The sequence below is a fragment of the Desulfosporosinus acididurans genome, from assembly GCF_001029285.1.
GTDB classification, from domain to species: Bacteria; Bacillota; Desulfitobacteriia; order Desulfitobacteriales; family Desulfitobacteriaceae; genus Desulfosporosinus; species Desulfosporosinus acididurans.
Map to the genome: position 1 here is coordinate 42,928 of NZ_LDZY01000007.1, position 23,660 is coordinate 66,587.

Below are 23,660 nucleotides of genomic sequence, written 5' to 3' on the forward strand. Positions count from 1 at the left end.
TCGTCAAGACGGGTCGAAATTGCTCTTCATTGTGAGGATTGAGACCGTTTTTTTGTGAATCTTGTTAAATCATCAGGATAATGTCACTGCTTCTGTTGCAGGATAAATGAGCCTATATGTAGAAGAGGTAGACAAGCTATAATACGAAGCTTTGGGGGGAGATGTGCTATGCTTATCACTTGTGACAACAATATGCAAATGGGCTATATTTACTTGATGCCCAATGATACAACTGTTGAGTATACCCTCGAGGAAAGCGACATTGGATTATATTACGACCTCAAAAGTCTCAGTATACCAAGAATAAAATGGCCAGGCATGGGCCAACTTTTAAATCAGATGCGCTTGTCGGTAAAAACCTATCGAGAGGCAGTCAATAATGTGTTTCATTGCGAGTATTGGAATGATCTTGATGGTGAAGGTTATATGATGGGGATTGAACTATATTTAACAGAGGACATCCTTTTACCCCTTGTGGCTCATCAGGCCTTTAAGCTTTACGATGTGCGGTGGCGGAATCAAGATTTCAGAGTGCTGACGTTGGACGCTTATCTGGATGTTTTAAATAAGGACAACGTTATTTATCCCTTAACTGCAGACAAAGATGTCTTTGTTATTCTTTCAATAGATCCCCTTTCCAATGTGGCTAGAGTCATGGCTTTAATTTCTGGAAGAGATGATCTTTATCCGGTGGACTATCTCCGGCAGCCGCTGTTTATTCTGGCTAATTCAAGCCGCAGTTTTGAAAGTCAGTAAGTTTAGGGCTTATAATGCTATGAATTTAACATCTTATTAAATGGTAAATGAATCAAATCAGAAATGGTTTTTCAAGAAGGCGGCACAGTATATAGGTTGCTAATTTGATTTTTAGGTATAATGAAGTTGATTCGGATTGACACGTGAAAAATTATAGAAAAGGGTTGTAACAGGTTCATTTTCTGAATCTGTTACAACCCTTATATTTTTAAACTTAAGAGGGGTTTGGCTCAAAGGCTTTTTGAACTTCCTTCAAGTGTTCTCGAATGGGAAGCTGCTGAGGACAGGCTTCTTCACAGGCACCGCATTCAATACAGGCAGAAGCTTTACTTTCCGGGGTAAAGAAGGTGTTATACGCAAAACGGGAAGAACTAAAATCATCATATATATGGGCGTCATTATAAAGGGCGAAGTTGTTGGGGATATTTACGCCGGAAGGACAGGGCTGGCAATAGCCGCAGGCAGTACAGTCAACCTTGTTTAGGGATAAGTACTGTTTTCTAACCTCGTCTATTAATTTATGTTCTTTGTCTGTCAGGGAGTCGGCTTCGGAATTACCCGCCAGGCGCAAATTCTCGTCAACTTGCTCCTTAGTACTCATTCCGCTTAAGAGTATGGTCACCTCAGGATGGTTCCAAACCCAGCGTAATGCCCACTCCGCAGGCGATCGTTTGACCTCCGCCTTGTCCCAAATGTTAAGTATGGAAGACGGAGGATTTTTAACAAGCTTGCCGCCCTTCAGAGGTTCCATAACGATGACGGCGAGTCCTTTTTCTGCCGCATACTTTAGCCCCTTATTGCCCGCTTGAAACTCCGTATCCATGTAATTATATTGGATTTGACAGAAAGTCCAAGGGTAGGCGTCGACAATTTCCTGAAAAACGGGGAATTTATCATGGAAGGAAAATCCGACATGTTTTATTCGTCCGTCTGCCAAAGCTTTTTTGAGAAAGTCTGCAAAGTCAAAGCTCTTGGCCTTTTCCCAGGTGGCTTTGTTAAGGCCGTGTAAAAGATAGAAGTCAATGTGATCCGTTTGAAGTTTTTTTAATTGTTCGTTGAGGATGAGGTCAAAGTCTTCACGACTTTGGCAGCGAAAAAGAGGGAGCTTCGTAGCAAGCTTAACTTTTTCCCGGTAACCGTTTTGCAGCGCTTTTCCGACTAATACTTCACTTTGTCCTTGATGGTAGGGATAGGCCGTATCAATGTAGTTAACTCCGTTGTCGATAGCATAACGGATTAAGGAGATCGCTTCCGGCTCATTGATTTTGCCGGGATCTCCATTCAGGACCGGGAGACGCATACAGCCAAATCCCAGAATTGAAGCTTGATAATCTAAACTGCCAAATTTACGGTATTTCATAGACCTACTTCCCTTCTTTCGTCGTTTGGAATTAATAGTTATAGCGTATACTCTTGAAAACAAGATTTCAAGGGGGCGCTAATTCTTTGATCCAATCGTAAGAGGGGACGTGTAAACTTAACTTTAAAAATAAAAAGTGGGTTCAGATAGCGAAAGGTGATCTCGCTTCACTGATATTGTGGAGTGAGATCGCGGTGGGGGTAGAATCCCACGAGTTCACTAGAGAAAAATGAGTAAGAGTAGAACAGTACTGTCAGGGGAGTGTGCATTAAGGTGGACAATTACTGCCGATCGAGGTATAACTAAGATACGACTGTTATTATATAGTCTTAAAATTGGGATTTCTGTATTTTGCAATTAAGAAGAGGGGTTCAGGATTAACTATGTTAACTGTAGAAAAAATTGGCGGCACATCTATGTCTCAATTTCAAAATGTGCTTAATGACATTATTGGTTACCCGGGTTCAGAGGGCTTTCACTACGGCAGAGTCTTTGTAGTCTCCGCTTATGCCGGGGTAACGAATTGGCTGTTAGAAGATAAAAAGACTAAAGCGCCTGGAGTTTACCAACATTTTATTAAAGGAGAAGATTATGAAACTTCCATAAATCAGTTATTGGAACGGCTGCTTCAGATTAACGAATCTTTCGTGGAAATTGGTTTGGACTATCAAGTCTGCCGTGATTTCTTAGTGGAGCGGATTAATCAGACCAAATCCTATTTGAGCAGTATGGAAGATATTATTGCTTCAGGGTATGTCGAACGGGGAAGTATCTTATCGGCAGCCAGGGAACTTTTGGCATCTATTGGAGAAGCCCATTCGGCCTTTAATACGGTTAATATTCTACGCAATCGGGGGATTCGTGCCGAACTTGTGGATCTTACCGGTTTTAGGGATCCAAAGCAGCTTTCCATTAGCGAGCGCATTGAAAGAACATTTAAAAATATTAATCCCTTTGACGCCATTATCGTGGCAACAGGCTATACTAAAGGAGTCGAAGGGATTATGCGGCAATATGAACGAGGATATTCGGAAATTACTTTTTCCAAGATAGCAACGCATTTACAAGCAAATGAAGCGATTATTCATAAAGAGTTTCATCTGTCCTCAGCAGATCCTAAGATCGTCGGAGTTGAAAAGGCTGTTCCCGTCGGCAAGACGAATTATGACGTTGCTGATCAGCTGGCAGATATCGGAATGGAGGCCATTCATCCTAATGCTTCCAAACCTTTGGAAATGGCCGGAATTAATTTGCGCATCAAGAACACCTTTGAACCGAACCATCCGGGAACCCTTATTTCCAAGGATTATATTGGACCCAAGGCCAGAATAGAAATCGTCGCCGGTTCTGACAAGATTGTGGTCTTAGAGATTCATGATACTTTAATGGTCGGGGAGATTGGCTTTGACTATGAAATCATGAAGAAGTTTAAGGAACACAACATTAGTTATATTACCAAAGCAACAAATGCCAATAGCATTTCTCTCGTGATTTGGGAATCAGATCTTAATGATCAATTAGTTGCAGAGCTGAAAAAAAATTATCAGACAGTAACAGTTCAAGAGGCTGCTATTGTCTGTGTCATTGGTTCAAATATCGCGATGCCAAAAATTTTAGCACGAGCAGCAAACGCTTTGGCTAAAAATGATATTAATATCAAATGTGTCGCTCAGTCCTTACGGCAGGTCAATATGCAATTTGTCATTGATCGAAAAATGTATGCCAAAGCTATTGCTTGCCTGAATGAAGATTTGTGTGTCGCTGAATATTAGGAGGAAGTTATGTCTGTTGAACTTGTCAAGGAGTTTTTAAAAGAGAACAAGCAAGATATTGAAATCTTAACCTTTGAAGATACCAGCACCGTTGCTAAAGCGGCAGAATCCTTAAAGGTAACCCCCGGAGAAATTGCTAAATCCTTGCTCTTTAAAACTAAAGAGCAATTTGTTATGATTTTGATGGCCGGCGATAAACGTTTGGATAATAGGAAATTTAAAGGCGTCTTTGCGACAAAGGCTAAGATGCCTGAGGCTGAAGAAGTGATAAGTGTCACCGGGCATCCGGTCGGCGGTGTTTGTCCCTTCGGCTTAAAGAAACCTATTCCGGTCTATTTGGATTATTCACTGCAAGCCTATACTCATGTGTTTCCTGCGGCCGGTGAACCCAATACGGCCATTAAGTTAACAGTGGATGCTCTGCAGGAACTAACCTGTGGACAATGGATTGATGTTGCTCAGTGAATTTGTATGGGACCCACTCCCACTTTGTTGAAGTGAGAGTTTTACTAAAAGGAGTATGACATGGCAAAAACCTTAGTATTAACTGAAAAACCTTCCGTTGGCCGCGAAGTAGCAAAAATTTTAAACTGTTCCCAGAAGGGAAATGGTTGCCTTATAGGAGCAAAATTTATTGTTGCCTGGGCTTTGGGCCATTTGGTAACTTTGGCTGATCCCGAAGTTTATGATGCGGGCTACAAGACTTGGAGAGCCGAAGATCTCCCTATGCTGCCGTCAAAAATGGAATTGGTAGTCATCAAAGAAACTGCTAAACAGTTTGGGGCTGTTAAGAGTTTAATGAGAAGTCCGGAAGTGAATGAGTTGATTATCGCCACTGATGCAGGGCGTGAAGGCGAACTGGTGGCACGCTGGATTATCAAGAAAGTTGGCTGGCGCAAACCGATTAAACGGTTGTGGATCTCATCTCTGACCGAGAAGGCAATCAGAGACGGATTTAATCACTTACGGCCCGGTAAAGATTTTGACGCGCTGTATTCGGCAGCGGAATGTCGTGCAGAAGCCGATTGGCTGGTAGGTTTAAACGTTACCCGCGCGTTAACCTGTAAGTTCAATGCCCAGCTTTCAGCCGGTCGTGTCCAAACGCCCACCTTGTCTATGGTCGTTGAACGGGAAAGAGAAATTAAGGAATTTGTTCCGCAAGAATATTGGTCGGCGATTGCCTCCACAGGAACCTTTGATCTGCGCTGGCAGGGCCAAAATGGTCAAACCCGCATTTTTGACTTCCAAAAGGCGAATGACATTTTAACGAAAGTAAAGGGTCAAGTTGGAGAAATTGTTGACGTAAAAAAAGAGGCTAAGAAAGAGCTGCCCCCCCTAGCTTACGATCTTACAGAACTACAGCGGGATGCTAACCGTAAATTTGGCTTTTCTGCCAAAACAACGTCGAACATTATGCAGCAGCTTTATGAAAATCATAAGTTGGTGACTTATCCGCGCACTGATTCGCGTTATATCAGTGAGGATATCGTACCGACACTATCTGAACGCTTGAAAAGTGTTGCCCAGGGTCCTTACGTTAATTTGGCTCGAGGAATCTTAAGAAATAAACTCAACATTAGCAAACGTTTTGTTGATAATTCTAAAGTTTCGGATCATCATGCAATCATTCCCACAGAACAGCCCGCTATGTTGAATAGGCTTAGTTCAGAAGAACTTAAGATTTATGATTTAATTGTGCGCAGGTTTTTGGCCGTTCTTTCGCCGGCCTTTGAATATCAGCAAACGACCATTAAGATGAGAGTCAATGGCGAAATATTTACTACAAAGGGGAGAATTGTCCTCAAAAAAGGCTGGAAAGATGTCTATTCGACTTACTCAGGGGCAGAGGATGAGGATGAAGGAGAAGATCAGGGGCTGCAGACCTTACCCCAAATCAGTCCTGGTGACACGCTGAGGAATTTGTCAATACATCTGGAAGCCAAGAAAACGAAGCCTCCGTCGAGACATACGGAAGCCAGCTTGCTCTTTGCTATGGAACATCCCGGTAAGATGATTGAAGACCGGCAGTTGAGAGAGGTAATGGATCAAAGTCATGGCCTTGGTACTCCGGCAACACGGGCCGAGATCATTGAAAAGCTCTTTAACTCGTTTTATATGAGCAGGCAGGGTCAGGAAATTATGCCGACGTCCAAAGGAATTCAATTGATTAACTTAGTTCCTCCGGAACTTAAATCACCGGAGTTAACCGCCCAATGGGAACAACAATTAAATGAGATCAGCAAAGAGCGGGCAAATTCTCAGACTTTCTTAAAGGAAATGCGGGAGTACGCCACTCAGCTTGTTGCTACGGTCAACGGCAGCACTCAATCCTTTAAACATGATAACTTAACTAGAACAAAGTGCCCTAATTGCGGTAAGTTCCTCTTACAGGTGAAGGGCAAGAAAGGGGAAATGTACGTCTGTCAAGACCGCGAATGCGGTTACAGGCAGGCTATTTCCCAAGTATCTAATGCGCGCTGCCCGGAATGCCACAAGAAAATGGAGATTCGGGGAGAGAGCGACAATAAATTGTTCGTTTGTGTCTGCGGTTACCGGGAAAAACTCTCTGCTTTTAAGAAACGCAAAGAGGCTGACAAGAGTACCGGCAATAAAAAGGAAGTTCACGCTTATTTGAAAAGGCAAAATGATGAAACTCTAAAAAATACAGCCTTAGCGGATGCTTTAGCGAAATTGCAAGTGAAGAAATAAATTTTGAAAAAGGTTTTTCGGTGTAGACTGAAAAACCTTTTTTTATTTCCAATGTTTCAGAGGTTTGACATGAGAAAAGGAAAAGAAGACTATTGGAACGATTATCCCTCTCCAAACATAAATCATATTATGGGATGCCTTAAAGGAGAGGGTGCTATGGAGCTAAAAGGTGATGTTAACGAATGTCTTGCTAAAGCCAGGAGCTATGTAGCAGAGGGCATAGAACAAATTGTAACAGGAAATCTTGATGAAATGCACGGAGTATCTCCAAGTCCGGGAGCTTCAGCCCTCGCTGCTCTTGCCCTTCTGGCAATAGGAAGAGGGTTTGAAAGCGCCCAAAGGCAAGGAGTTCAGTGGTTATGGCAAAATCGCCGCGGAGGTTGGGGGAAATTTCCCGGCGACCAGCCTGATCCGGAAATAACTCAGATCGTTAATTCAGTTATACAAGGAAGTGAGGGGGGCTGGAGAGCTAAAATCCGGCTTTTATCTCAGGCCCGGCAATTTTCAGAGATGATATTATCTTTAGGTCAAAGGGTTGTGCCAGGTTTAGAAGGACCTACTCCGGAAGAAATCTTGCTTCCCAATATTCTTCAAGACCAAGTTTTGACCAAATTACCTCTCTATGGTCGTCCGGTCGTCGTTGCAGCATCAATTCTTGCTTCCGATTCCCCAGAGGGAATCAGCCAAGGAGTCAACTATCTTCTGGAAACGCAAATGTCTGACGGTTCCTGGGCCGAGGATATTGTGGCTACAAGTTTAGGTATCTTAGCTCTCCTGCGGCGGGGCGGCAATAGTAAACGCGCTGAGAAAGCAGGGCAATGGTTGGTTTCCAAGCAGTACTCCAGCGGCGGCTGGCCGGCCTTCGACCAGCTTAAAGTCTGGGCGGTGGGCTGGGCAGTATGTGTTTTTGGCGAACAGCTGAAAAGGAATGAAACGTATCCTTGGCTTTCTCAGGCAGTGGATTATCTTAAGCAAGGGCAGAATTCCGACGGGAGTTACGGAAGCACTCCTCCGCATACTCATCCGGATCTGGACGATACCTCTGTTGCCATAATGGCTTATCATCAGATGCTTGGTAAGCAGAATAAGCAGGGCGTAGAGCTGCTGAGAAGACTGCAAAATTCTGATGGAAGCTGGGGAACATTTCCCAGCTTTACTGGAGCCCCCCCCGCTGTCTCCTCGGATTTTCCTGTCTATATCTCAAGTGTTGATGTGACGATTCATGTTTTGGAAGCGTTATGGAGTTTCTCCCGAGGGCAAAATGAAACAATTTGGCGAGGACTTAATTGGCTGATTTCTCAACAAGATAAGGAGGGCGGTTTTCCGGCCTCTTGGTTTGAAGGGAGAGTCTACAGCACGGCTCAGGTCCTCGAACTTCTTAGTAAATGGAGAATTAGCTGGGAACGCTGGACAATTCCGCGTAATATTCAAGCGGCTCGCAAAAAGGGATTGGAGTTTTTGCTCAAAGCTCAGAATCAAGGAGACTGGGGTTCGATTGTGGAGACGGGATTGGCCTTATCGGGATTATGGAGGTATGGCCAATTCGTACCCAAGGAGGTCATAGATAAGGGTATCCAGAATCTTCTTAGTGCGCAAAAAGCCAATGGTTCCTTTCGGCCGTCATATCGCGGAATCTATGCTAAAGGCTGGAATTATGAGGAACCCCTGACAACGGCTTTAACTGCTATTCGGGCCTTACAGCGATATCAGATCATAAATACTCCCAAACGATCGTTTTTGGGTTTCTGAGTTAAAGATTAAAATCAATACTATCCAGGCCGGATTTTTAGCAATAAAGATTTTGGCCTGGATAGTTTAGTTTGTTTCCTTGAGATGATTGTAAGAACTTTGGAAATTAGTGTGAGTTAGAAAAAGAGTCATAATTGGGTATCTTGGAATATTATAGATTATGACGTTGAGGAAGGTTAAAAAGGAGCGCTTTTCCCGTGCTTGAAATGATTTTTCAGCATTTTGGCCGATATCAAGAGATTGTTTCCGTGCTGATTCGCCATGGATTTGGCTTTATTCTCTTTGAAAGCAAGGGCCTAAAAAGCCAGGGGAAAAATGAAGTTGTCATGGCACATCTTGGTCAGCGGATTCGCCGAGTTTTGAACGAGCTAGGTCCAACGTTTATAAAACTTGGTCAGTTTGCGAGCACACGCCCGGATATTATCCCTTTACCCATTATTCATGAGTTGGAGCAGCTTCAAGACAGGGTTCCTCAGGTTCCCTTTGCTCTTATTAGCCGTACTATCGAGCAGGAGTTAGGAGCTCCAATCCAAGAAATATTTCAGGACATTACGCCTTCTCCCTTAGCATCGGCTTCGATTGGCCAAGTCCATGTCGGCCGCTTGAAATCCGGCGCACCGGTTGCCGTTAAAGTCCAGCGCCCCGATACGGGAGTCATTGAAACGGATTTGGAAATTTTGAGAGAAATCATTCCTGTCGTGGAGTATCGTTTCCCAAACTTAAAACGCTATTACCTCCGGGGCATACTTGCGGAATTTTCGAGATGGCTGCAAGAAGAACAGGATTATTTAGCGGAGGGCAAAAACGCTGAGAGGATGGCACAGGGATTCAGCAAAGATCCGCATGTAATTTTTCCACAAATCTATTGGGCTCATACAACCAAAAAGGTTCTGACTATGTCCTATCTTGAAGGAATAAAACTTAATGAACGACAGAAAATCTTAACTCTTTATGATGGCAGAACAATCGCTGAGCTTTTAGGGCGGGCATTACTCCTGCAAATTTTAAGGGACGGTTTTTTCCATGGAGACCCCCATCCCGGAAACATTATCGTTTTATCCGGAGGAAGGATTGGATTTATCGATTTCGGGATTGTAGGAGTTTTAAATCCGCGTTTAAAACGACAGTTGTTGAAGGCAATCTTGGCCTTAAGACGGCGTAATTCTCAAGCCTTGGCTGGAGCTATATTGCGGTTGGGAGTTTCTTCGAAAAGGGTTGACTTTGCAAGCTTATGTCAGGACCTTGCGGAGATACAACGAAGACATTTGGACGTTCCCTTTGGTCAAGTGGATTTGCAGAAGGTCATTAACGACTGTATGAATCTGGCTTTTCAATATGAGCTTGAATTCCCTCCTGAGTTTATCCTCTTAGGTAAATCACTGTTAATTCTTGAAGGAATTATTCATGAACTCGATCCTTCCATGAGTTTAGCAGAGTTAATCAAACCCTTGCGGCGTTTTTGGCTTTGGGAGCAGTGGAGCATAAAAGACTGGTTCAAAAAAGTATTGACGTCTAAGAAGGTGTTAAACCATGATTCAGGTTAAAGGATTATCGAAGATTTATACAAAAGCTCGGGGAAAGAATAAGGAGGCAATTTCAAACAGCATTGTTGGGCTTAAAGATGTCACCTTTCATGTTCGGCTGGGTGAAGTATTTGGCTTATTAGGACCCAATGGCGCAGGGAAGACCACGGTAATCCGCCATTTAATGGGTTTTCTAAAACCGGACGCCGGATTTGCCCGGATCAAGAGCTTAGATTGTTGGGAAGAGTCCAAGGAGGTTAAAGCTTTCGTGGGGTATCTTCCCGGAGAAATGAATTTTCTTAAAGAGATGTCTGGACTTGAGTTTTTGAATCTAATGGCAGGAATGCATGGGAACCGTCTCGTTTTTTCAAGGCGGCGAGATGCTTTAGCTGAGCACTTGGATCTTAACTTAAAACAGCCTATTAAAAAAATGTCCAAAGGGATGAAACAAAAATTAGGGATTATTAACACGATGATGTTGGATGCCGAGGTTTTAATTTTAGATGAACCTACCTCTGGTCTCGACCCCCTGATGCAAAAAGTATTTATCGATTTAGTTTTAGAGGAAAAGAACCGTGGAAAAACCATCTTAATTTCTTCACATATGTTTCCGGAGATAGAACGGACATGTGACAGGGTAGGGATCATTCGGGCAGGGAAGCTGGCCGCTGTCGAAGGTATTCAAAAACTGCGGCAGGAACAACGCCGGACTTTTGAAATTACGCTGGAAACTCCTGAACAAGCTCAACTTATCTGTGAAAGCGGTTTAAAAGCTGGCCGAATCGGCGCTAATCAAGTTTTCGTTGAAATTCAGGGTGATATGAATCCGCTTTTAAAGGTTTTAGCTCAAGTTCAGGTTAAGGATTTTTTGCAGAGGATGACGGAATTAGAAGAGGCATTTATGCAGTTCTACGAAAGGGGGGAGGCGGTTGAACAGAGCATTATTTCGAGCCATGTTTAAAAGACAAAGTAAAAAAACCTGCAGCTATGCCTTGGGTCTGTCCCTTTATAATCTTTTGTTGATTGGGGTTTTCCCGGCCTTGTCTCAGTCGAGTAGTATAACTAAACTATCTCAGAACTTGCCGAAATTGGCGCGGGTTTTTAGGCTGACTTCAGATTATGCTCTCAGTCGTTTTGAATCTTTTGCTGCCAGTCAATGCTTCGGGCAGGTTTGGGTCCTGGTTATGGGAATCTACACCATAAGTACGGCTAACGAATTAATAGCCCAATATGTTTCCGAGGGTGGAATGGCCTATTTGCTGTCCTCTCCTGCAGGACGGCGGGAGGTTTTTTTAACCCAGGCTGCGGTGCTCATCAGTGGATTGGTTCTTATAGTTCTTCTGACGGAGTTGGGGATATGGGCAGAAGCAAAACTATTTGCCTTATCGTTGGCCAAAAAAGCCTATCTTAGTCTGGGAGTCCTGGCTGTTGCCCTGTTTCTCACCGTAGGCTCCTACAGCTTATTCTTTTCAACCCTTTTTAATAATGAGGAATACGTTATTCTGAGTGCTGCTTGTTTGGCGTTTAGCGGTTATGCCCTCGACATTTTTTCGGGTCTTGATGATCGCTTTGCCTGGGTTAAATATCTTACGATCTTTGGCTGGTTTCGTCCTCAAGAAGTACTGGAAGGAGACACGCCCGCTTGGCAAACCGTTTCATTAATGACCCTTTCAACGGCCTTTTTGACCCTTGCCTGTTATGTTTTTGAGAGGAAGGATCTCTGCATTTAGAATGAAGAAACAATTTGCTTGGAAAAGTATGGAGGAGTGAGACGCTTGGACGTAAGTATGTTGTCCTTGCTGGCAAAAACCACCAGTATGATGGAATACCTTGGTTTTTTGTGGGTGGTTCAAACCGGTTTAGAGCTAAATCTTTGGGCGGAGATGGAAACAGCAAGAAGTTTAAAAGAACTTATGATCATACATCCTGAGTGGGATGAAATCTTGTTAGATCATTGGTTAGAACAAGCTCACTATATGGAGCTGCTAACCAAGAAGAATGATTTTTTTCAAGCGACGAAATTAGCAAAAGCTATTAATAAATATAGAAGCCTTGGCTTAGAGGCCTTATATAAGGAACTCGTAGAGCATTGGGCCATAGGCTTTGCCGAACTTCCTCGTCTGATTACCAAACAACGCGCAAAATTAACGTTAGAGAAAGATATGGAAGAAGAACTGATTGCCAAAGCGTCCATCGCCTCTGAGCCATTCGTCTGGCCCTACTTGCGCAGTAAGTGTCAAAAAGAACAATGGAAGAGTGTCTTGGATCTGGGTTGCGGAGAAGGACGTTATTTAAAGATCTTAGGCAGCGAATTTTCAGATCTATGCGGAGTAGGTATTGAAATGAATCCTGCCGTTGCTGAAAGAGCGCAGGAAAAAGTTAAAGAACATGACGGAAGAATCCGGATTCTCTGTCAGGATATTTTCTCCTTAGTTTATCAGCAAAAAGACTCTCTCTTGGAATTAGGTAACTTCGATCTTTGCCTGCTCAACAATAGTATCTACTATTTCACCCAGGAACAACGAATTCAACTTCTGGGAAGCATTAGGGAATTTTTAAAGCCGGGCGGCCAAGTAGGGATCTTAACAGCAGTACGCAAGGGCTCTCCTGTTCGAGTTTTTCGGACTCATCTTCCTCAAAATCTTATGAGCTTCTTTCTGGCCTGCCATCAGGGCTTCGAGGGACTTCCCACCACAGAGGAAATTAGATCTTTATTGCTCCAAACCGGATACGACGATGTTGATATGGCGGTTATGCCTTTGGGAACGTCCCACTATTTCTTTGCCAGAAAAACGGATGAGTGTCAGGAAACGTCGAGGTGACGATGATGAACGATGCATTGTATTGGTCAATGCTTAAATATGAAGGTAAAAAGGTCATAGGTTATTCCCTTGGTCTGATGCTTTATGAGTGGCTGATAACCTGGGTTTATCCGATTCTTATTGAATCACCTGTGATCGAAGATCTTCCAAACAGTTTTCCAACACCGGTTAAACGAGCGTTTGGCGTTTCCGAGGAAGAAACAGATATATCTTATGAATCCTATATCTCGGCGCAATTATTAGGAAGGTTCTGGACGCTGCTTATTTCCGTTTACGGAATAAGCGCATCAAATGCTCTGACTGCGCATATGCTTGAACAAGGTTTTATGGCTTATCCTTTGTCAGCACCAGTGTCCCGCTCAGAAATCATCAATACCCAAATTGGAGTGCTTTTAACGGAATTAATGATGGTAACCGGTGCTACGGTGGGAGGGATATATTCTGCAGCAGCTTTTTTTAAGGTAACCATTGACAGGTGGGGATTTTTCAGAATGGGAATCTTAGGGTTTTGCTTGAGTACGGTGGTCAGTGGCTACAGCATGCTCTTTGGTGTGTCCCTAAACTCAGAAGAAGTATCTGTTCCTTTGGTAAGCGCTTTAACTGTAATTTTTTATGGGCTCGACGTTATGTCATCTCTCAGTGAACGATTTGCTGGCTTGCAAAACGTAACGCCCTTTGCTCTGTTTCGCCCCCAAGAAGTTCTTCGGGGGAAATTGCTGCCGACAAAAGAATGCCTTATCTTGAGCTGTATTTCAGGAACTTGTCTGTTTCTTTCAGGGTTCGTATTCCGACGAAAGAATTTGGCAATTTAAGACGATTAACCTAATGGTTTCCTTCCTTATATATAACACGCATAAAGTATAATGTATATTAGGTAATAAATTATTGACAGAGCTGCTATTGCACTATATCATCATATTAAATATGTTTTAAAAGAAATGTATTTGTAAATTTGACAGTTTTTGAGGAAACAACGTTGTTTATCAAGAACAAGGCGGAGTATTAGATTATAGAATATTGCCATATTTTTACTATATAACCTGTTATGCCTAATTGTTTTATAAAAGTTCCGGTGCTGCTTTTGAGTGGTACCTTACCTTATTTATGATTTCTTTACCTTTGGCTGATTCGGCTTGTTATCAATAGCTAAGCTGAGGTTATTTTGATCCAGTTTTTAAGCCCCCCACTTTTATAAGTGGGGGTAGGTACTTCATTAATCAGCTTTAGCTGAACGAGTTAACTGCGGTTTTCTGCATCTAACTAGGTCTGAATATTTGCGTAATTCTGGTCATTTGGGGGGCAAGAGTTTAGATCCGGAAATAGGAGGTGATGTTTAGCTTGTAATTACAACGGAATGCAACCTACATAAATGAGGAGGGGAAATTTGAAATGTCCAAAAAGTTTCTTAGTGTACTTGCGGTGACACTTCTATCCTTTACGGTAATTGTTTCAGGCTGCGGTACCCAATCCAGTGCATCGTCATCAGGTTCATCCGATCAGTCAACAGCAAGCAGCGGAGATATTAAGATCGGCGTACCTTTACCCATGACCGGTTCTGAGGCGACCTACGGTAAAGATATGGAAAATGCTATCAAAATGGCTGTCGCCGAGGTGAATGCCAAAGGCGGAATTAATGGTAAAACATTAGGAACCGTTACAGGTGATGATGCCTGTGATCCCCAGCAAGCAACGGCAGCTGCTAATAAGTTAGTTTCTGAAGGGGTAGTTGCCATTGTCGGAGGATATTGCTCTGGCGCAGTTGTTCCAACCTTAACAATCTACAACGAGAAAAATATTCCGTATATCGTTGAAGCTGCCAACTCATCAAAAATTACGGATGAAAATCCCGGAAATACCTTCCAAATTAATGGTACGGCTGTACACCAGACTCAAAAAGCAGTCGAACTCTTTAAAAAGCTGGGAGCTAAAAATGTTGCCATCGTAGAACAAGGGGATGCATATTCCTCTGATTTGGCAAAGCAAACCGAAGCTGCTTGGAAAGCCGCAGGAAATACAGTAGTTTCTCATGACGTTACTACTAAAGGAGAACAGGATTTTTCATCCTTAGTAACAAGTTTGAAATCTAAAAATACGGATTTGGTATTTTGGACTGCCTACTATGCAGACGGTGCCCTCTTAATTAAGCAATTGCGTCAAGGCGGTTATAAAGGAGCTATTGTTGTTGGTGACGGCAGCAGCGATCCTAAACTTATCCAGATGGCCGGAGCTGCCGGAGAAGGCACCTATGTACTGTCGCCTCCCGTTGCCGAATTCCTCCCGACGGCAAAACAGTTTGCCGATGCTTATAAAGCGAAATATGGTCAGACCCCCGGAGCTTATGCCCCGTTGGCTTATGACGGGATAAACTTGCTGGCAGATGCTATGAAACGAGCTGGAAATACTGATGGCAAGGCGATCATTAAGGCCTTGATCGAAACCAAGGATTTCCAGGGCTTGGCCGGCAAAGTAACCTTTGCTCCCAATAAGACGTTACAAGAGAGTAACTTTATCGTCTTGCAAATCAAGAACGGACAATTTGTTCTGCAATAAAAAAGTATAAAAATAACTGATGCTAAGGACGACCGGGTACTTTTTCCCAGTCGTCCTTAGACAATCTTTGTCTTTAGTTCAAAGAGGGTGAAGGGGTGCACGTTATGACAGATTTTTATATTATTATTCAACAACTTGTGAATGGATTAATTTTAGGTTCTTTTTATAGCCTTGTAGCTCTCGGTTATTCCATGGTTTACGGCATTATAAAACTTCTTAATTTTGCCCACGGGGATATTTATATGGTAGGGGCCTTTGTGGGATTTGGGGCTCTCGGTCTTTTTGGAAGTGTTTTGGGGATCGGTTGGTTAGGAATTACTGCCGCTTTGGTGATCAGTATGGTTCTTGTGGGATTCCTAGGAATAGTAATACATAGGGTTGCCTACCAGCCCCTCTTAAATAAAAATGCCCCACGTATGTCTCTCTTAATTACGGCGGTAGGTGTATCCTTTACCTTATTCAACGCCGTCATGGTTATGACGAGCGGGGAATATAAAGCCTTCACAACCAGTCTGAGCTATGACGGAATCAGTGTTGGGCCTCTGAATATAACCTATACTCAGATAATTATGGTGGTTGCGACGGCTGTTCTGATGCTTGGCTTATATTGGTTTATCAATCGCACTATGTATGGCAAAGCCATGCGCGCCATAGCCCTTGATCAGGATGCCTGCCGCCTGATGGGAATTAATGTCACTAAGACCATCAGCTTAACCTTTTTCGTCGGCTCAGCCTTGGCTGCTGCTGCCGGTGTCATGGCAGGAGTTTATTATGGAAGCATTCATTTTTACATGGGTTTTATCATTGGCTTAAAGGCATTTACCGCAGCAGTTATCGGCGGAATCGGCAGTATACCGGGAGCAATGCTCGGGGGCCTTATTTTAGGCCTTTTGGAAACGGCCGGAACGCAGCTTCCTTTTGTAGGATCTGCTTGGAAAGACGTTTTTACGTTTGGCATCTTAATCCTATTGCTGGTTACAAAACCGACCGGAATTTTGGGTAAAAGCGAGATTGAGAGGATGTAGCAGATGGTTAATTCTGTTGGTTTTAAAGATCGTGTGACTGAAACGATAAAGGGCAAAAAAACGCGTGTTTTATTCCTGTCCCTATTGGTTATAATCGTTGCCTTACTGCCTCTGGGTGTCAATAACTATATAGAAGAAGTTATGACGAATACGTTTTTCTATATTATTCTGGCTCTGGGATTAAACATCGTTATTGGTTATGCCGGCTTAGTTGACCTTGGCTATGCAGCCTTTTTTGCTGTAGGAGCCTATACAACGGGAATCCTTATGAGATACGGCCTGAACTTTTGGCTTACCATACCTATCGCCGTTATCTTTTGTGTTATAGCCGGGATTATCATCGGGGGACCGACCTTAAGACTGCGCAGCGATTACTTAGCTATCGTAACCTTGGGATTCGGGGAAATTACCCGTATCACCGCCCGCAACTTAAAGGTTACAGGCGGGGCAAGTGGTTTGGTAGGTATTCAACGGCCGACTATCTTTGGCCATAAGCTGTATCAAATTACTGATTTTTATTATACATTTTTCATCTTAGTAATTTTGGCGATTATCGTGTCTCTGCGCATCTATCATTCTCGTCTGGGACGAGCTTGGCAATATATTCGCGAAGATGAAGATGCTGCTGAAGCAATGGGCATTGATCCCGTAAAAACAAAACTCTATGCTTATATGATTGGAGCTGCTTTTGGCGGTGTGGCGGGTGCGTTTTTTGCAGTTAAGATGACCGCTATTTCACCGGAGACCTTTGCCTTTACTCAATCGGCGATGATTCTTCTGGCTGTAATCTTAGGAGGAATGGGTAAGATTCCCGGTGCGATTCTGGGAGCCGTATTCCTGGTTTTCTTCCCGGAGATATTTCGGGAAATTGGTCAGATGCGGATGCTCTTATTTGGTATTCTCCTGGTTATTATTATGGTATTTCGCCCACAAGGTCTTTGGCCGGAACGAAAAAGCTAGAGAGGCATTTGGGTTTCAATGAACTTAGAAGTTTAATGTTTTTTACCTTCCTTATAGAAACGTTGAGAAAGCGACTTGCATGTCCGGAACTTTAAAAAAAAGGATGAGTATAATGCCTATCTTAGAAGTGAAAAAGTTAACTCTTCGTTTTGGCGGGTTAACAGCAGTAAATAACCTTAGTTTCGATATGGATGAGAATTCAATTGTAAGTCTGATAGGACCCAATGGTGCAGGAAAAACGTCAGCGTTTAATTGTCTGACGGGTTTTTATAAAGGCAGTGAAGGCGATATCTTATTTCAAGGCCAAAGTATCTTTCGGCAGAAGCCGTATAAAATTACAAAATTGGGTATGGCGAGAACTTTTCAGAATTTGCGTTTATTCAAAGATATGACGGTTTTGGAAAATGTCATGTCCGGCATGCACAGCCGAACGTCTGCCGGTGTCCTGGGAGCTGTTTTAAGACTTCCCAGTCAGCGTCAGGAAGAAAAGAAAATTCGGCAGGTCAGTGAAGAGTGTCTTGACTTTGTAGGTATTTTAGATAAACAAGACCGTTTGGCCCGTAATTTGGCCTATGGTGACCAACGTCGTGTAGAGTGGGCCAGAGCTTTGGCTACTCATCCAAAACTTATTTTATTGGATGAACCGGCTGCCGGTCTCAACCATGATGAAAAAGACCAGTTAGTAGACTTAATACGACGCATTCAGAAGGATTTAGGTATCACAGTACTGTTGATAGAACATGATATGGGGCTGGTCATGAAAGTTTCGGAAAAAATTGTGGTCATTGACTATGGCCAGAAAATAGCTGAAGGATCTTCTGAAGAAGTCAAGAACAATCCCAAAGTTATCGAAGCCTACTTGGGTAAGGAGGATGAGGAATGAACGACTTAGCACTCGTCCTGCAAAATGTTGAAACGTTTTATGGGAAAATTCATGCTCTTAAAGGAGTAAGTCTGGAAGTGCCCAAGGGTAAGATCGTGACCCTGCTTGGCTCCAATGGTGCCGGAAAGACAACAACGTTAAAGACGATTTCCGGATTGATTCAAGCATCTGCAGGCAAAATCGAGTTTTATGGCCGGGATATAAGTAAAGAGAAAGCCCACAAGATTGTCAGCATGGGTTTAATCCATGTTCCCGAAGGACGGCGTATTTTCAAGGATTTAGCGGTTAAGGAAAATCTTGAACTAGGGGGATTTACCCTTAAAGATGAATCCTTGCGCCGTAAGCGAATTGAACACGTTTTTGAAATGTTTCCCCGTTTAAAAGATCGGCAAAAACAAATCGGAGGAACTCTCTCTGGTGGGGAACAGCAAATGTTAGCCATAGGCCGCGCTATGATGACTGACCCCAAGCTTCTTTTGTTAGACGAGCCTTCCATGGGATTGGCTCCTTTGATTGTTCAAGATATTATGCGGATTATTAAGCAGCTGAATTCTGAAGGAACTACAATCTTGCTTGTCGAGCAAAATGCTAAGATAGCCCTAAAATTAGCGGATTATGGCTATGTCTTAGAGACCGGTGAGCTGGTCATGGAAGGGGACAGTACCGAGCTCAGGCAAGATGAGAGAATAACAAAGGCTTATCTGGGAGAATAGAAGGATTATGGATGAAATCTCCTTTTTTTATTCGGGCGGCGGTGTTACTATTAGTGGGGGAGAGCAGCTTTCCTGCCTCCTTTGAGCGTATTTTGGAAGTTGTGCCTTGGATCATTCTTTGCAAGATGTGCTGCTGCCGGTGAGTTAATAGCAAGACAGACGGAGTGTTGAAGGTGACAGATGGTAAGATCATCAATATTATGAAATATTCTATTCATGATGGCCCAGGTATTCGAACGGCAGTTTTCTTTAAGGGCTGCCCTCTCAATTGTCTTTGGTGTCATAATCCGGAAAGTCAAAAGTATGACCAAGAGCTGTTCTATTGGCCGGATCGCTGTATCGGCTGCGGTCGGTGCCTGGAAAGTTGTTCCAGAGACGCAATTAGGCTGACGTCCGGTAAGCTGGAATATAAGCGCGCTCAGTGCAAGGTGTGCGGGGATTGCTGTAAAGTCTGTCATGCCGGAGCGAGAGAACTGGTGGCAAAAACTATGTCTGTTGGCCAGGTTATGGCTGAGATTGAAAAAGATTTGGTCTTTTATGATGAATCGGGAGGAGGGGCTACTTTTTCAGGAGGAGAAGCCTTGATGCAGCCTACCTTTCTAACAGAACTGCTTCAAGACTGTCAAAAGAAGGAGATAAACACAGCGGTAGAGACTTGCGGCTATGTTAAGTCTGAAATCCTCCAAACGATCAGCCCCTATGTTAATCTCTTTTTATACGATTTAAAACTCATGGATTCCCAGAGACACCAATACTACACCGGGGTGCCTAATGAACTTATTCTGGACAATCTGCGCTGGCTGACAGAGCACCATCCTAAGGTTCTTGTTCGTGTACCGATCACTCCCGGCTGTAATGATGATAAAGAAAACCTTCACCAACTTGGAGAATTCGTTGCCTCCTTGAAAAGAGTTCAAGAACTTCATTTGCTGCCCTATCACCGGGCTGGTGTGGATAAATACAAACGGTTGGGCCTGGAATATCAGCTGCCGGATATCCAGGCTCCTGAGAGTGAGCAGATGGAGCGGATCAAGGGCGAGCTGGAACAGTATGGCTTAAAGGTTAAAATCGGTGGTTAGTATTGCTGCTTATTCATCTAAAACATTATATTTAGTATTGATATATTGAGCATTAAATTAATAAAGTATCAAGAAGTTTCCGAGGGGAGGAGAGGCCGAAATGAATGAACGAGTAACCATGCTCAGGCAGCAGAGTTTAGAAACTGAAGCCTATATTTCTGCGGAAAGGGCGGAATTGATGACGGAATTTTATCGTCAAGCCGGCAATACCTCCGTGCCTGTCCGCAGAGCGTTGGCCTTTAAATACGTGCTGGAACGCAAAGAGATATGTCTCAATCCAGGAGAATTGATCGTAGGGGAGCGAGGACCTGCGCCTAAGGCGACTTATACGTATCCTGAACTTTGCTGTCACTCCCTTGAGGATTTGGATATTCTTGACTCACGACCCAAGATTTCTTTTAAAGTAAGTCAGGTGGTTCGTGATGCTTACGAACAGGAAATTATTCCTTACTGGCAAGGAAATTCCATGCGCGATCTAATTTTTCAGGAGATGTCCGAGAAATGGAAAGCGGCTTATGATTCGGGTATTTTCACGGAGTTTATGGAGCAGAGGGCACCGGGCCATACCGTTCTTGATGATAAAATCTATCGCTTCGGCTTTTTGGATTTTATTCAGAAAATTGACGATCACTTGGCAAGGCTGGATTATTTAAACGATGCAGAAGCGTATCAGAAGCAGGAAGAACTAAAAGCCATGAGGATCTGCGCTGAAGCAATCATTACATTTGCTGAGCGGTATGCCCAAAAGGCTAAGGAAATCGCTCAAACTGAAAAAGACCCGCTGCGCAAGGCGGAACTGGAAATCATTTCCGAAGTATGCTCCCATGTTCCTGCCCATGCCCCGGAAAATTTCTGGGAGGCTCTGCAGGCTTACTGGTTTGTGCATCTCGGTGTTATCCTGGAACTTAACACTTGGGATGCCTTTAATCCTGGAAGGCTGGATCAGCATTTATATCCTTTTTATAAGCAAGGGTTAGCTGATGGGACCTTGACCGAAGAAAAAGCTAAGGAACTTTTGCAGTGTTTTTGGGTTAAATTTAACAACCAGCCGGCACCGCCTAAAGTAGGGGTAACTGCAGCGGAAAGCGGAACGTATACGGATTTTGCCAATATCAACAGTGGCGGACTAAAAGCGGATGGCTCGGATGGGGTTAATGACGTCACTTACCTCGTTTTAGATGTCATCGATGAAATGCGCCTTTTGCAGCCCAGCTCTAATATTCAGCTAAGCAAAAAGAATCCTGATCGTTTTATCAGGAGAGCGGCTCGCATCATCCGCAAAGGCTGGGGTCAGCCTTCCGTCTTTAATGCCGACTCTGTGGTTGAAGAATTGCTGCGCCAGGGTAAATCCATTGAGGATGCCCGCCAGGGCGGTACCAGCGGCTGCGTTGAGACAGGAGCCTTTGGCAAAGAAAGTTATATCCTTACAGGCTATTTCAACTTGCCGAAAATTTTTGAACTGACTTTGAACAACGGGATTGATCTGCGGACAGGTCGGCAATTAGGTCTGGAAACCGGCGATCCAAATAACTTTAGCTCCTATGAAGAACTTTTTGAGGCCTTTAAAAAGCAGCTTCATTATTTTATTGACATTAAGGTTAAGGGAAGTAATATCATCGAGCGTCTTTATGCCGCCTACATGCCCTCGCCTTTTCTGTCTATACTCATCGACGATTGCATTCTTAAAGGCAAGGATTACAACGACGGTGGTGCTCGCTATAATACGAACTATATTCAGGGCGTTGGTCTGGGCAGCCTTACTGATACCTTGTCAGGCATTCGTTATCATGTTTATGAGCAAAAGGACTTGACCATGGAACAACTGCTGAAGGCTTTAGAGCAAAATTTTACGGGATACGAAGGAGTTCGTCAGCTGCTGCTGAACAAAACTCCCCATTTTGGCAATGACGATGACTATGCCGATGAAATAATGGTTGACATTTTCAACGCCTATTATAATGAAGTCAATGGGCGGCCAACGACGAAAGGCGGGGTTTATCGCATTAACATGCTGCCGACCACCTGTCACGTGTATTTCGGCTCGGTCATTGGTGCGACGGCTGATGGCCGCAGGGCTTGGGAACCGCTTTCTGAAGGGATTTCGCCCGTTCAAGGGTCTGATCGTTTAGGACCGACGGCGGTTATCAAATCCGCTTCGAAAATGGATCATGCCCGCACAGGAGGTACTTTGCTGAATCTGAAGTTTACTCCCCAGGTTGTCGAGGGGGATGAAGGACTTGAAAAATTAGTCCAGCTCGTTCGCTCCTACTTCAAATTAAGCGGTCACCACATTCAGTTTAATGTTGTCAGCGCTAAAACCCTGCGGGCAGCTCAGAAGGAACCGGAAAAGTACCGTGATCTCATCGTCCGTGTTGCCGGATACAGCGATTATTTCTGCGATCTCAGCGAAGCTCTGCAGGAGGAAATTATTGCCCGAACAGAGCATACAGCCTTATAAGATAAAAGGAAAAAAGCCCTTCCATTGATTCGATGAACTGAATCGAATTAATGGTAAGGGCTTTTGTTATCAACCACCGTTCTCTGCTTCGGTGGAGGGGAAGTTCATCCTTCAGCGCGATAGTATTTGTTAGGGGCTAGGCGCTTTCGGCGAAAGTGTCCACAGGACACTCTCGTCACCGAAGCCTTGATGTTCAGCTAAAGCTGGAACGAGTTTGCTATTTTTGAGCTAATTCTTCTTCAAACGTTGAAATCTGTGTAATCTGGGCAAGCCGCTTTGTAGTTGTGACTATCTCATCAGAGGTGGCTGCTATTTCCTCTGTTGCAGAAGCCTGGTTTTCAGCGGTAAGGCTTGTTTTACTGATTTGTTTGGCAATGGTGTCAATAGCGTTCTTTATTTCTTGGAGTGATCTTGATACCAATTCTGTGGATTCTTTACTTAGACCTGATAAAACTCCCATTTCTTTCGCTACCACGCTAAAACCTTTTCCTGCCTCACCTGCTCTGGCGGCCTCTATTGAGGCATTCAAGGCCAATAAATTAGATTGTGACGAGATAGTTTTGATTTTTTGGGTAATCCCATCTATTTCTGAAATTTTTTGCTGAGTTTTTTCGCTGAACTCCATGGTTTCCTTGATAAAAACAGCAAGTTCTTGAGATCCCGATGCAACTTCTCCCACACCCACATTTAGTTGTTCGAAAGATTCTAAGAGAAAGGTAACAATCTCCTCGATTTGGGTTTCAATTTCCATACTCTTGGAAACGGAGACTACGGCAACAACGTTTCCCTTTTCATCAAAAACTGGTGTGAGACATCCTTTGGCCGGAACCCCGAAATAACCTTTTGGCACTATTGAACGAACTTGTCTTTTGCTTTCTTTAAGATATTTGAAAGAGCCCCGGCTATCATTAAATGAATCTCCCGCCTTTAAGTTTGTTTTAAGGTTCTTGCCTTCTAAAACTGCTTTGAAAGTCATGGTTTCTAAATCATATACTAAAATTGTCATGTCATCTTGCATTACATCTAATAAGCTAGGCAAGGTTTCGATAAATGAATTAAGATCTTTTACATTCATGCTTAAAGACTCCCTATTCAATCTAGTATCGGATTCTCCTATAAATGAAATATAAAGCCTTAAGAATTACATTATTGATAGCGTGGGACTGTTGGTTGCTATTTCTCAGATTTCTCCTTTTCTAAATATCCCGAATTTTAAGTACAAATATATAATAGCATTATAAGATATCACATATTAGTTTACAATAACAAAATTTATTAGCTTTTTCGACTTTTTCTTGTCT

Annotated in this window: 19 protein-coding genes; 17 read left to right on the forward strand and 2 right to left on the reverse strand. The window is 43.4% G+C overall.

All coding sequences use genetic code 11. From position 1 onward, the window contains the following. The first annotated feature begins 168 nt into the window (after window positions 1-168). Window positions 169-756, forward strand: a complete 588-nt coding sequence (locus tag DEAC_RS10915) for a hypothetical protein (RefSeq protein ID WP_047810109.1) — start codon at window positions 169-171, stop codon at window positions 754-756. A 214-nt stretch (window positions 757-970) separates the two neighbouring features. Here the strand turns inward: DEAC_RS10915 and DEAC_RS10920 are convergent, their stop codons facing one another. Beyond that, entirely contained in the window at window positions 971-2,116 is a 1,146-nt protein-coding gene (locus DEAC_RS10920) for an aldo/keto reductase (RefSeq protein WP_047810110.1), read from the reverse strand. A 383-nt stretch (window positions 2,117-2,499) separates the two neighbouring features. On the opposite strand from DEAC_RS10920, the gene DEAC_RS10925 reads away from it, so the two are divergent. From DEAC_RS10925 to hypD, 16 genes are all read left to right on the forward strand, one after another. Beyond that, on the forward strand, window positions 2,500-3,888 hold the full coding sequence (locus tag DEAC_RS10925; RefSeq protein ID WP_047810111.1) for an aspartate kinase: 1,389 nt from the start codon (window positions 2,500-2,502) through the stop codon (window positions 3,886-3,888). A 9-nt stretch (window positions 3,889-3,897) separates the two neighbouring features. Further along, window positions 3,898-4,353 (forward strand): YbaK/EbsC family protein, encoded by a 456-nt coding sequence (locus tag DEAC_RS10930; RefSeq protein ID WP_047810112.1) that lies wholly within the window; start codon window positions 3,898-3,900, stop codon window positions 4,351-4,353. A gap of 60 nt (window positions 4,354-4,413) precedes the next feature. Beyond that, on the forward strand, window positions 4,414-6,597 hold the full coding sequence (locus tag DEAC_RS10935) for a DNA topoisomerase III (protein WP_047810113.1): 2,184 nt from the start codon (window positions 4,414-4,416) through the stop codon (window positions 6,595-6,597). A 156-nt stretch (window positions 6,598-6,753) separates the two neighbouring features. Continuing rightward, entirely contained in the window at window positions 6,754-8,346 is a 1,593-nt protein-coding gene (locus tag DEAC_RS10940) for a prenyltransferase/squalene oxidase repeat-containing protein (protein ID WP_047810303.1), read from the forward strand. Window positions 8,347-8,552: 206 nt separating this feature from the next. After that, the gene (locus DEAC_RS10945; protein ID WP_047810304.1) at window positions 8,553-9,890 is read left to right on the forward strand and encodes an ABC1 kinase family protein; all 1,338 of its coding nucleotides are present in this window, start codon (window positions 8,553-8,555) and stop codon (window positions 9,888-9,890) included. Next, window positions 9,877-10,830: an ABC transporter ATP-binding protein gene (locus DEAC_RS10950; protein WP_047810114.1), complete on the forward strand. Its 954-nt coding sequence runs from the start codon at window positions 9,877-9,879 to the stop codon at window positions 10,828-10,830. Before DEAC_RS10945 ends, DEAC_RS10950 begins: the two co-directional genes overlap by 14 nt. Further along, the gene (locus DEAC_RS10955; protein ID WP_047810115.1) at window positions 10,823-11,599 is read left to right on the forward strand and encodes an ABC transporter permease subunit; all 777 of its coding nucleotides are present in this window, start codon (window positions 10,823-10,825) and stop codon (window positions 11,597-11,599) included. Before DEAC_RS10950 ends, DEAC_RS10955 begins: the two co-directional genes overlap by 8 nt. A 36-nt stretch (window positions 11,600-11,635) precedes the next feature. After that, window positions 11,636-12,691: a class I SAM-dependent methyltransferase gene (locus DEAC_RS10960; protein WP_242847148.1), complete on the forward strand. Its 1,056-nt coding sequence runs from the start codon at window positions 11,636-11,638 to the stop codon at window positions 12,689-12,691. A gap of 29 nt (window positions 12,692-12,720) precedes the next feature. Further along, window positions 12,721-13,503: an ABC transporter permease gene (locus DEAC_RS10965; RefSeq protein WP_242847130.1), complete on the forward strand. Its 783-nt coding sequence runs from the start codon at window positions 12,721-12,723 to the stop codon at window positions 13,501-13,503. A 577-nt stretch (window positions 13,504-14,080) separates the two neighbouring features. Beyond that, a complete protein-coding gene (locus tag DEAC_RS10970) occupies window positions 14,081-15,241 on the forward strand; it encodes a branched-chain amino acid ABC transporter substrate-binding protein (RefSeq protein ID WP_047810117.1) in 1,161 nt (386 codons plus the stop codon). A 104-nt stretch (window positions 15,242-15,345) separates the two neighbouring features. Next, complete coding sequence (locus DEAC_RS10975) at window positions 15,346-16,266, forward strand: branched-chain amino acid ABC transporter permease (RefSeq protein ID WP_047810118.1); 921 nt, start codon at window positions 15,346-15,348, stop codon at window positions 16,264-16,266. Between the two features lie 3 nt (window positions 16,267-16,269). Further along, window positions 16,270-17,226, forward strand: coding sequence for a branched-chain amino acid ABC transporter permease (locus DEAC_RS10980; RefSeq protein ID WP_047810119.1), 957 nt, complete (start codon window positions 16,270-16,272; stop codon window positions 17,224-17,226). 112 nt (window positions 17,227-17,338) lie between these two features. Next, on the forward strand, window positions 17,339-18,109 hold the full coding sequence (locus DEAC_RS10985; RefSeq protein WP_047810306.1) for an ABC transporter ATP-binding protein: 771 nt from the start codon (window positions 17,339-17,341) through the stop codon (window positions 18,107-18,109). Next, window positions 18,106-18,822 (forward strand): ABC transporter ATP-binding protein, encoded by a 717-nt coding sequence (locus tag DEAC_RS10990; protein WP_047810120.1) that lies wholly within the window; start codon window positions 18,106-18,108, stop codon window positions 18,820-18,822. Before DEAC_RS10985 ends, DEAC_RS10990 begins: the two co-directional genes overlap by 4 nt. Before the next feature lie 173 nt (window positions 18,823-18,995). After that, entirely contained in the window at window positions 18,996-19,901 is a 906-nt protein-coding gene (locus DEAC_RS10995) for a glycyl-radical enzyme activating protein (RefSeq protein WP_200903121.1), read from the forward strand. A gap of 100 nt (window positions 19,902-20,001) precedes the next feature. Then, entirely contained in the window at window positions 20,002-22,359 is a 2,358-nt protein-coding gene (gene hypD, locus DEAC_RS11000) for a trans-4-hydroxy-L-proline dehydratase (RefSeq protein ID WP_047810121.1), read from the forward strand. Between the two features lie 217 nt (window positions 22,360-22,576). On the opposite strand, the gene DEAC_RS11005 is transcribed toward hypD, so the two are convergent. Beyond that, complete coding sequence (locus DEAC_RS11005; protein ID WP_047810122.1) at window positions 22,577-23,434, reverse strand: methyl-accepting chemotaxis protein; 858 nt, start codon at window positions 23,432-23,434, stop codon at window positions 22,577-22,579. Window positions 23,435-23,660: the final 226 nt, after the last annotated feature.

Bases quoted from the DNA above. Each gene is read 5' to 3' on its own strand.
- DEAC_RS10980 (WP_047810119.1), top strand. From the start codon at position 16,270: ATGGTTAATTCTGTTGGTTTTAAAGATCGTGTGACTGAAACGATAAAG.
- DEAC_RS10950 (WP_047810114.1), top strand. From the start codon at position 9,877: ATGATTCAGGTTAAAGGATTATCGAAGATTTATACAAAAGCTCGGGGA.
- DEAC_RS10965 (WP_242847130.1), top strand. From the start codon at position 12,721: ATGCTTAAATATGAAGGTAAAAAGGTCATAGGTTATTCCCTTGGTCTG.
- DEAC_RS10945 (WP_047810304.1), top strand. From the start codon at position 8,553: ATGATTTTTCAGCATTTTGGCCGATATCAAGAGATTGTTTCCGTGCTG.
- DEAC_RS10990 (WP_047810120.1), top strand. From the start codon at position 18,106: ATGAACGACTTAGCACTCGTCCTGCAAAATGTTGAAACGTTTTATGGG.
- DEAC_RS10925 (WP_047810111.1), top strand. From the start codon at position 2,500: ATGTTAACTGTAGAAAAAATTGGCGGCACATCTATGTCTCAATTTCAA.
- DEAC_RS10915 (WP_047810109.1), top strand. From the start codon at position 169: ATGCTTATCACTTGTGACAACAATATGCAAATGGGCTATATTTACTTG.
- DEAC_RS10970 (WP_047810117.1), top strand. From the start codon at position 14,081: ATGTCCAAAAAGTTTCTTAGTGTACTTGCGGTGACACTTCTATCCTTT.
- DEAC_RS10930 (WP_047810112.1), top strand. From the start codon at position 3,898: ATGTCTGTTGAACTTGTCAAGGAGTTTTTAAAAGAGAACAAGCAAGAT.
- DEAC_RS10940 (WP_047810303.1), top strand. From the start codon at position 6,754: ATGGAGCTAAAAGGTGATGTTAACGAATGTCTTGCTAAAGCCAGGAGC.
- DEAC_RS11005 (WP_047810122.1), bottom strand. From the start codon at position 23,434: ATGAATGTAAAAGATCTTAATTCATTTATCGAAACCTTGCCTAGCTTA.
- DEAC_RS10935 (WP_047810113.1), top strand. From the start codon at position 4,414: ATGGCAAAAACCTTAGTATTAACTGAAAAACCTTCCGTTGGCCGCGAA.
- DEAC_RS10955 (WP_047810115.1), top strand. From the start codon at position 10,823: ATGTTTAAAAGACAAAGTAAAAAAACCTGCAGCTATGCCTTGGGTCTG.
- DEAC_RS10920 (WP_047810110.1), bottom strand. From the start codon at position 2,116: ATGAAATACCGTAAATTTGGCAGTTTAGATTATCAAGCTTCAATTCTG.
- DEAC_RS10975 (WP_047810118.1), top strand. From the start codon at position 15,346: ATGACAGATTTTTATATTATTATTCAACAACTTGTGAATGGATTAATT.
- DEAC_RS10985 (WP_047810306.1), top strand. From the start codon at position 17,339: ATGCCTATCTTAGAAGTGAAAAAGTTAACTCTTCGTTTTGGCGGGTTA.
- hypD (WP_047810121.1), top strand. From the start codon at position 20,002: ATGAATGAACGAGTAACCATGCTCAGGCAGCAGAGTTTAGAAACTGAA.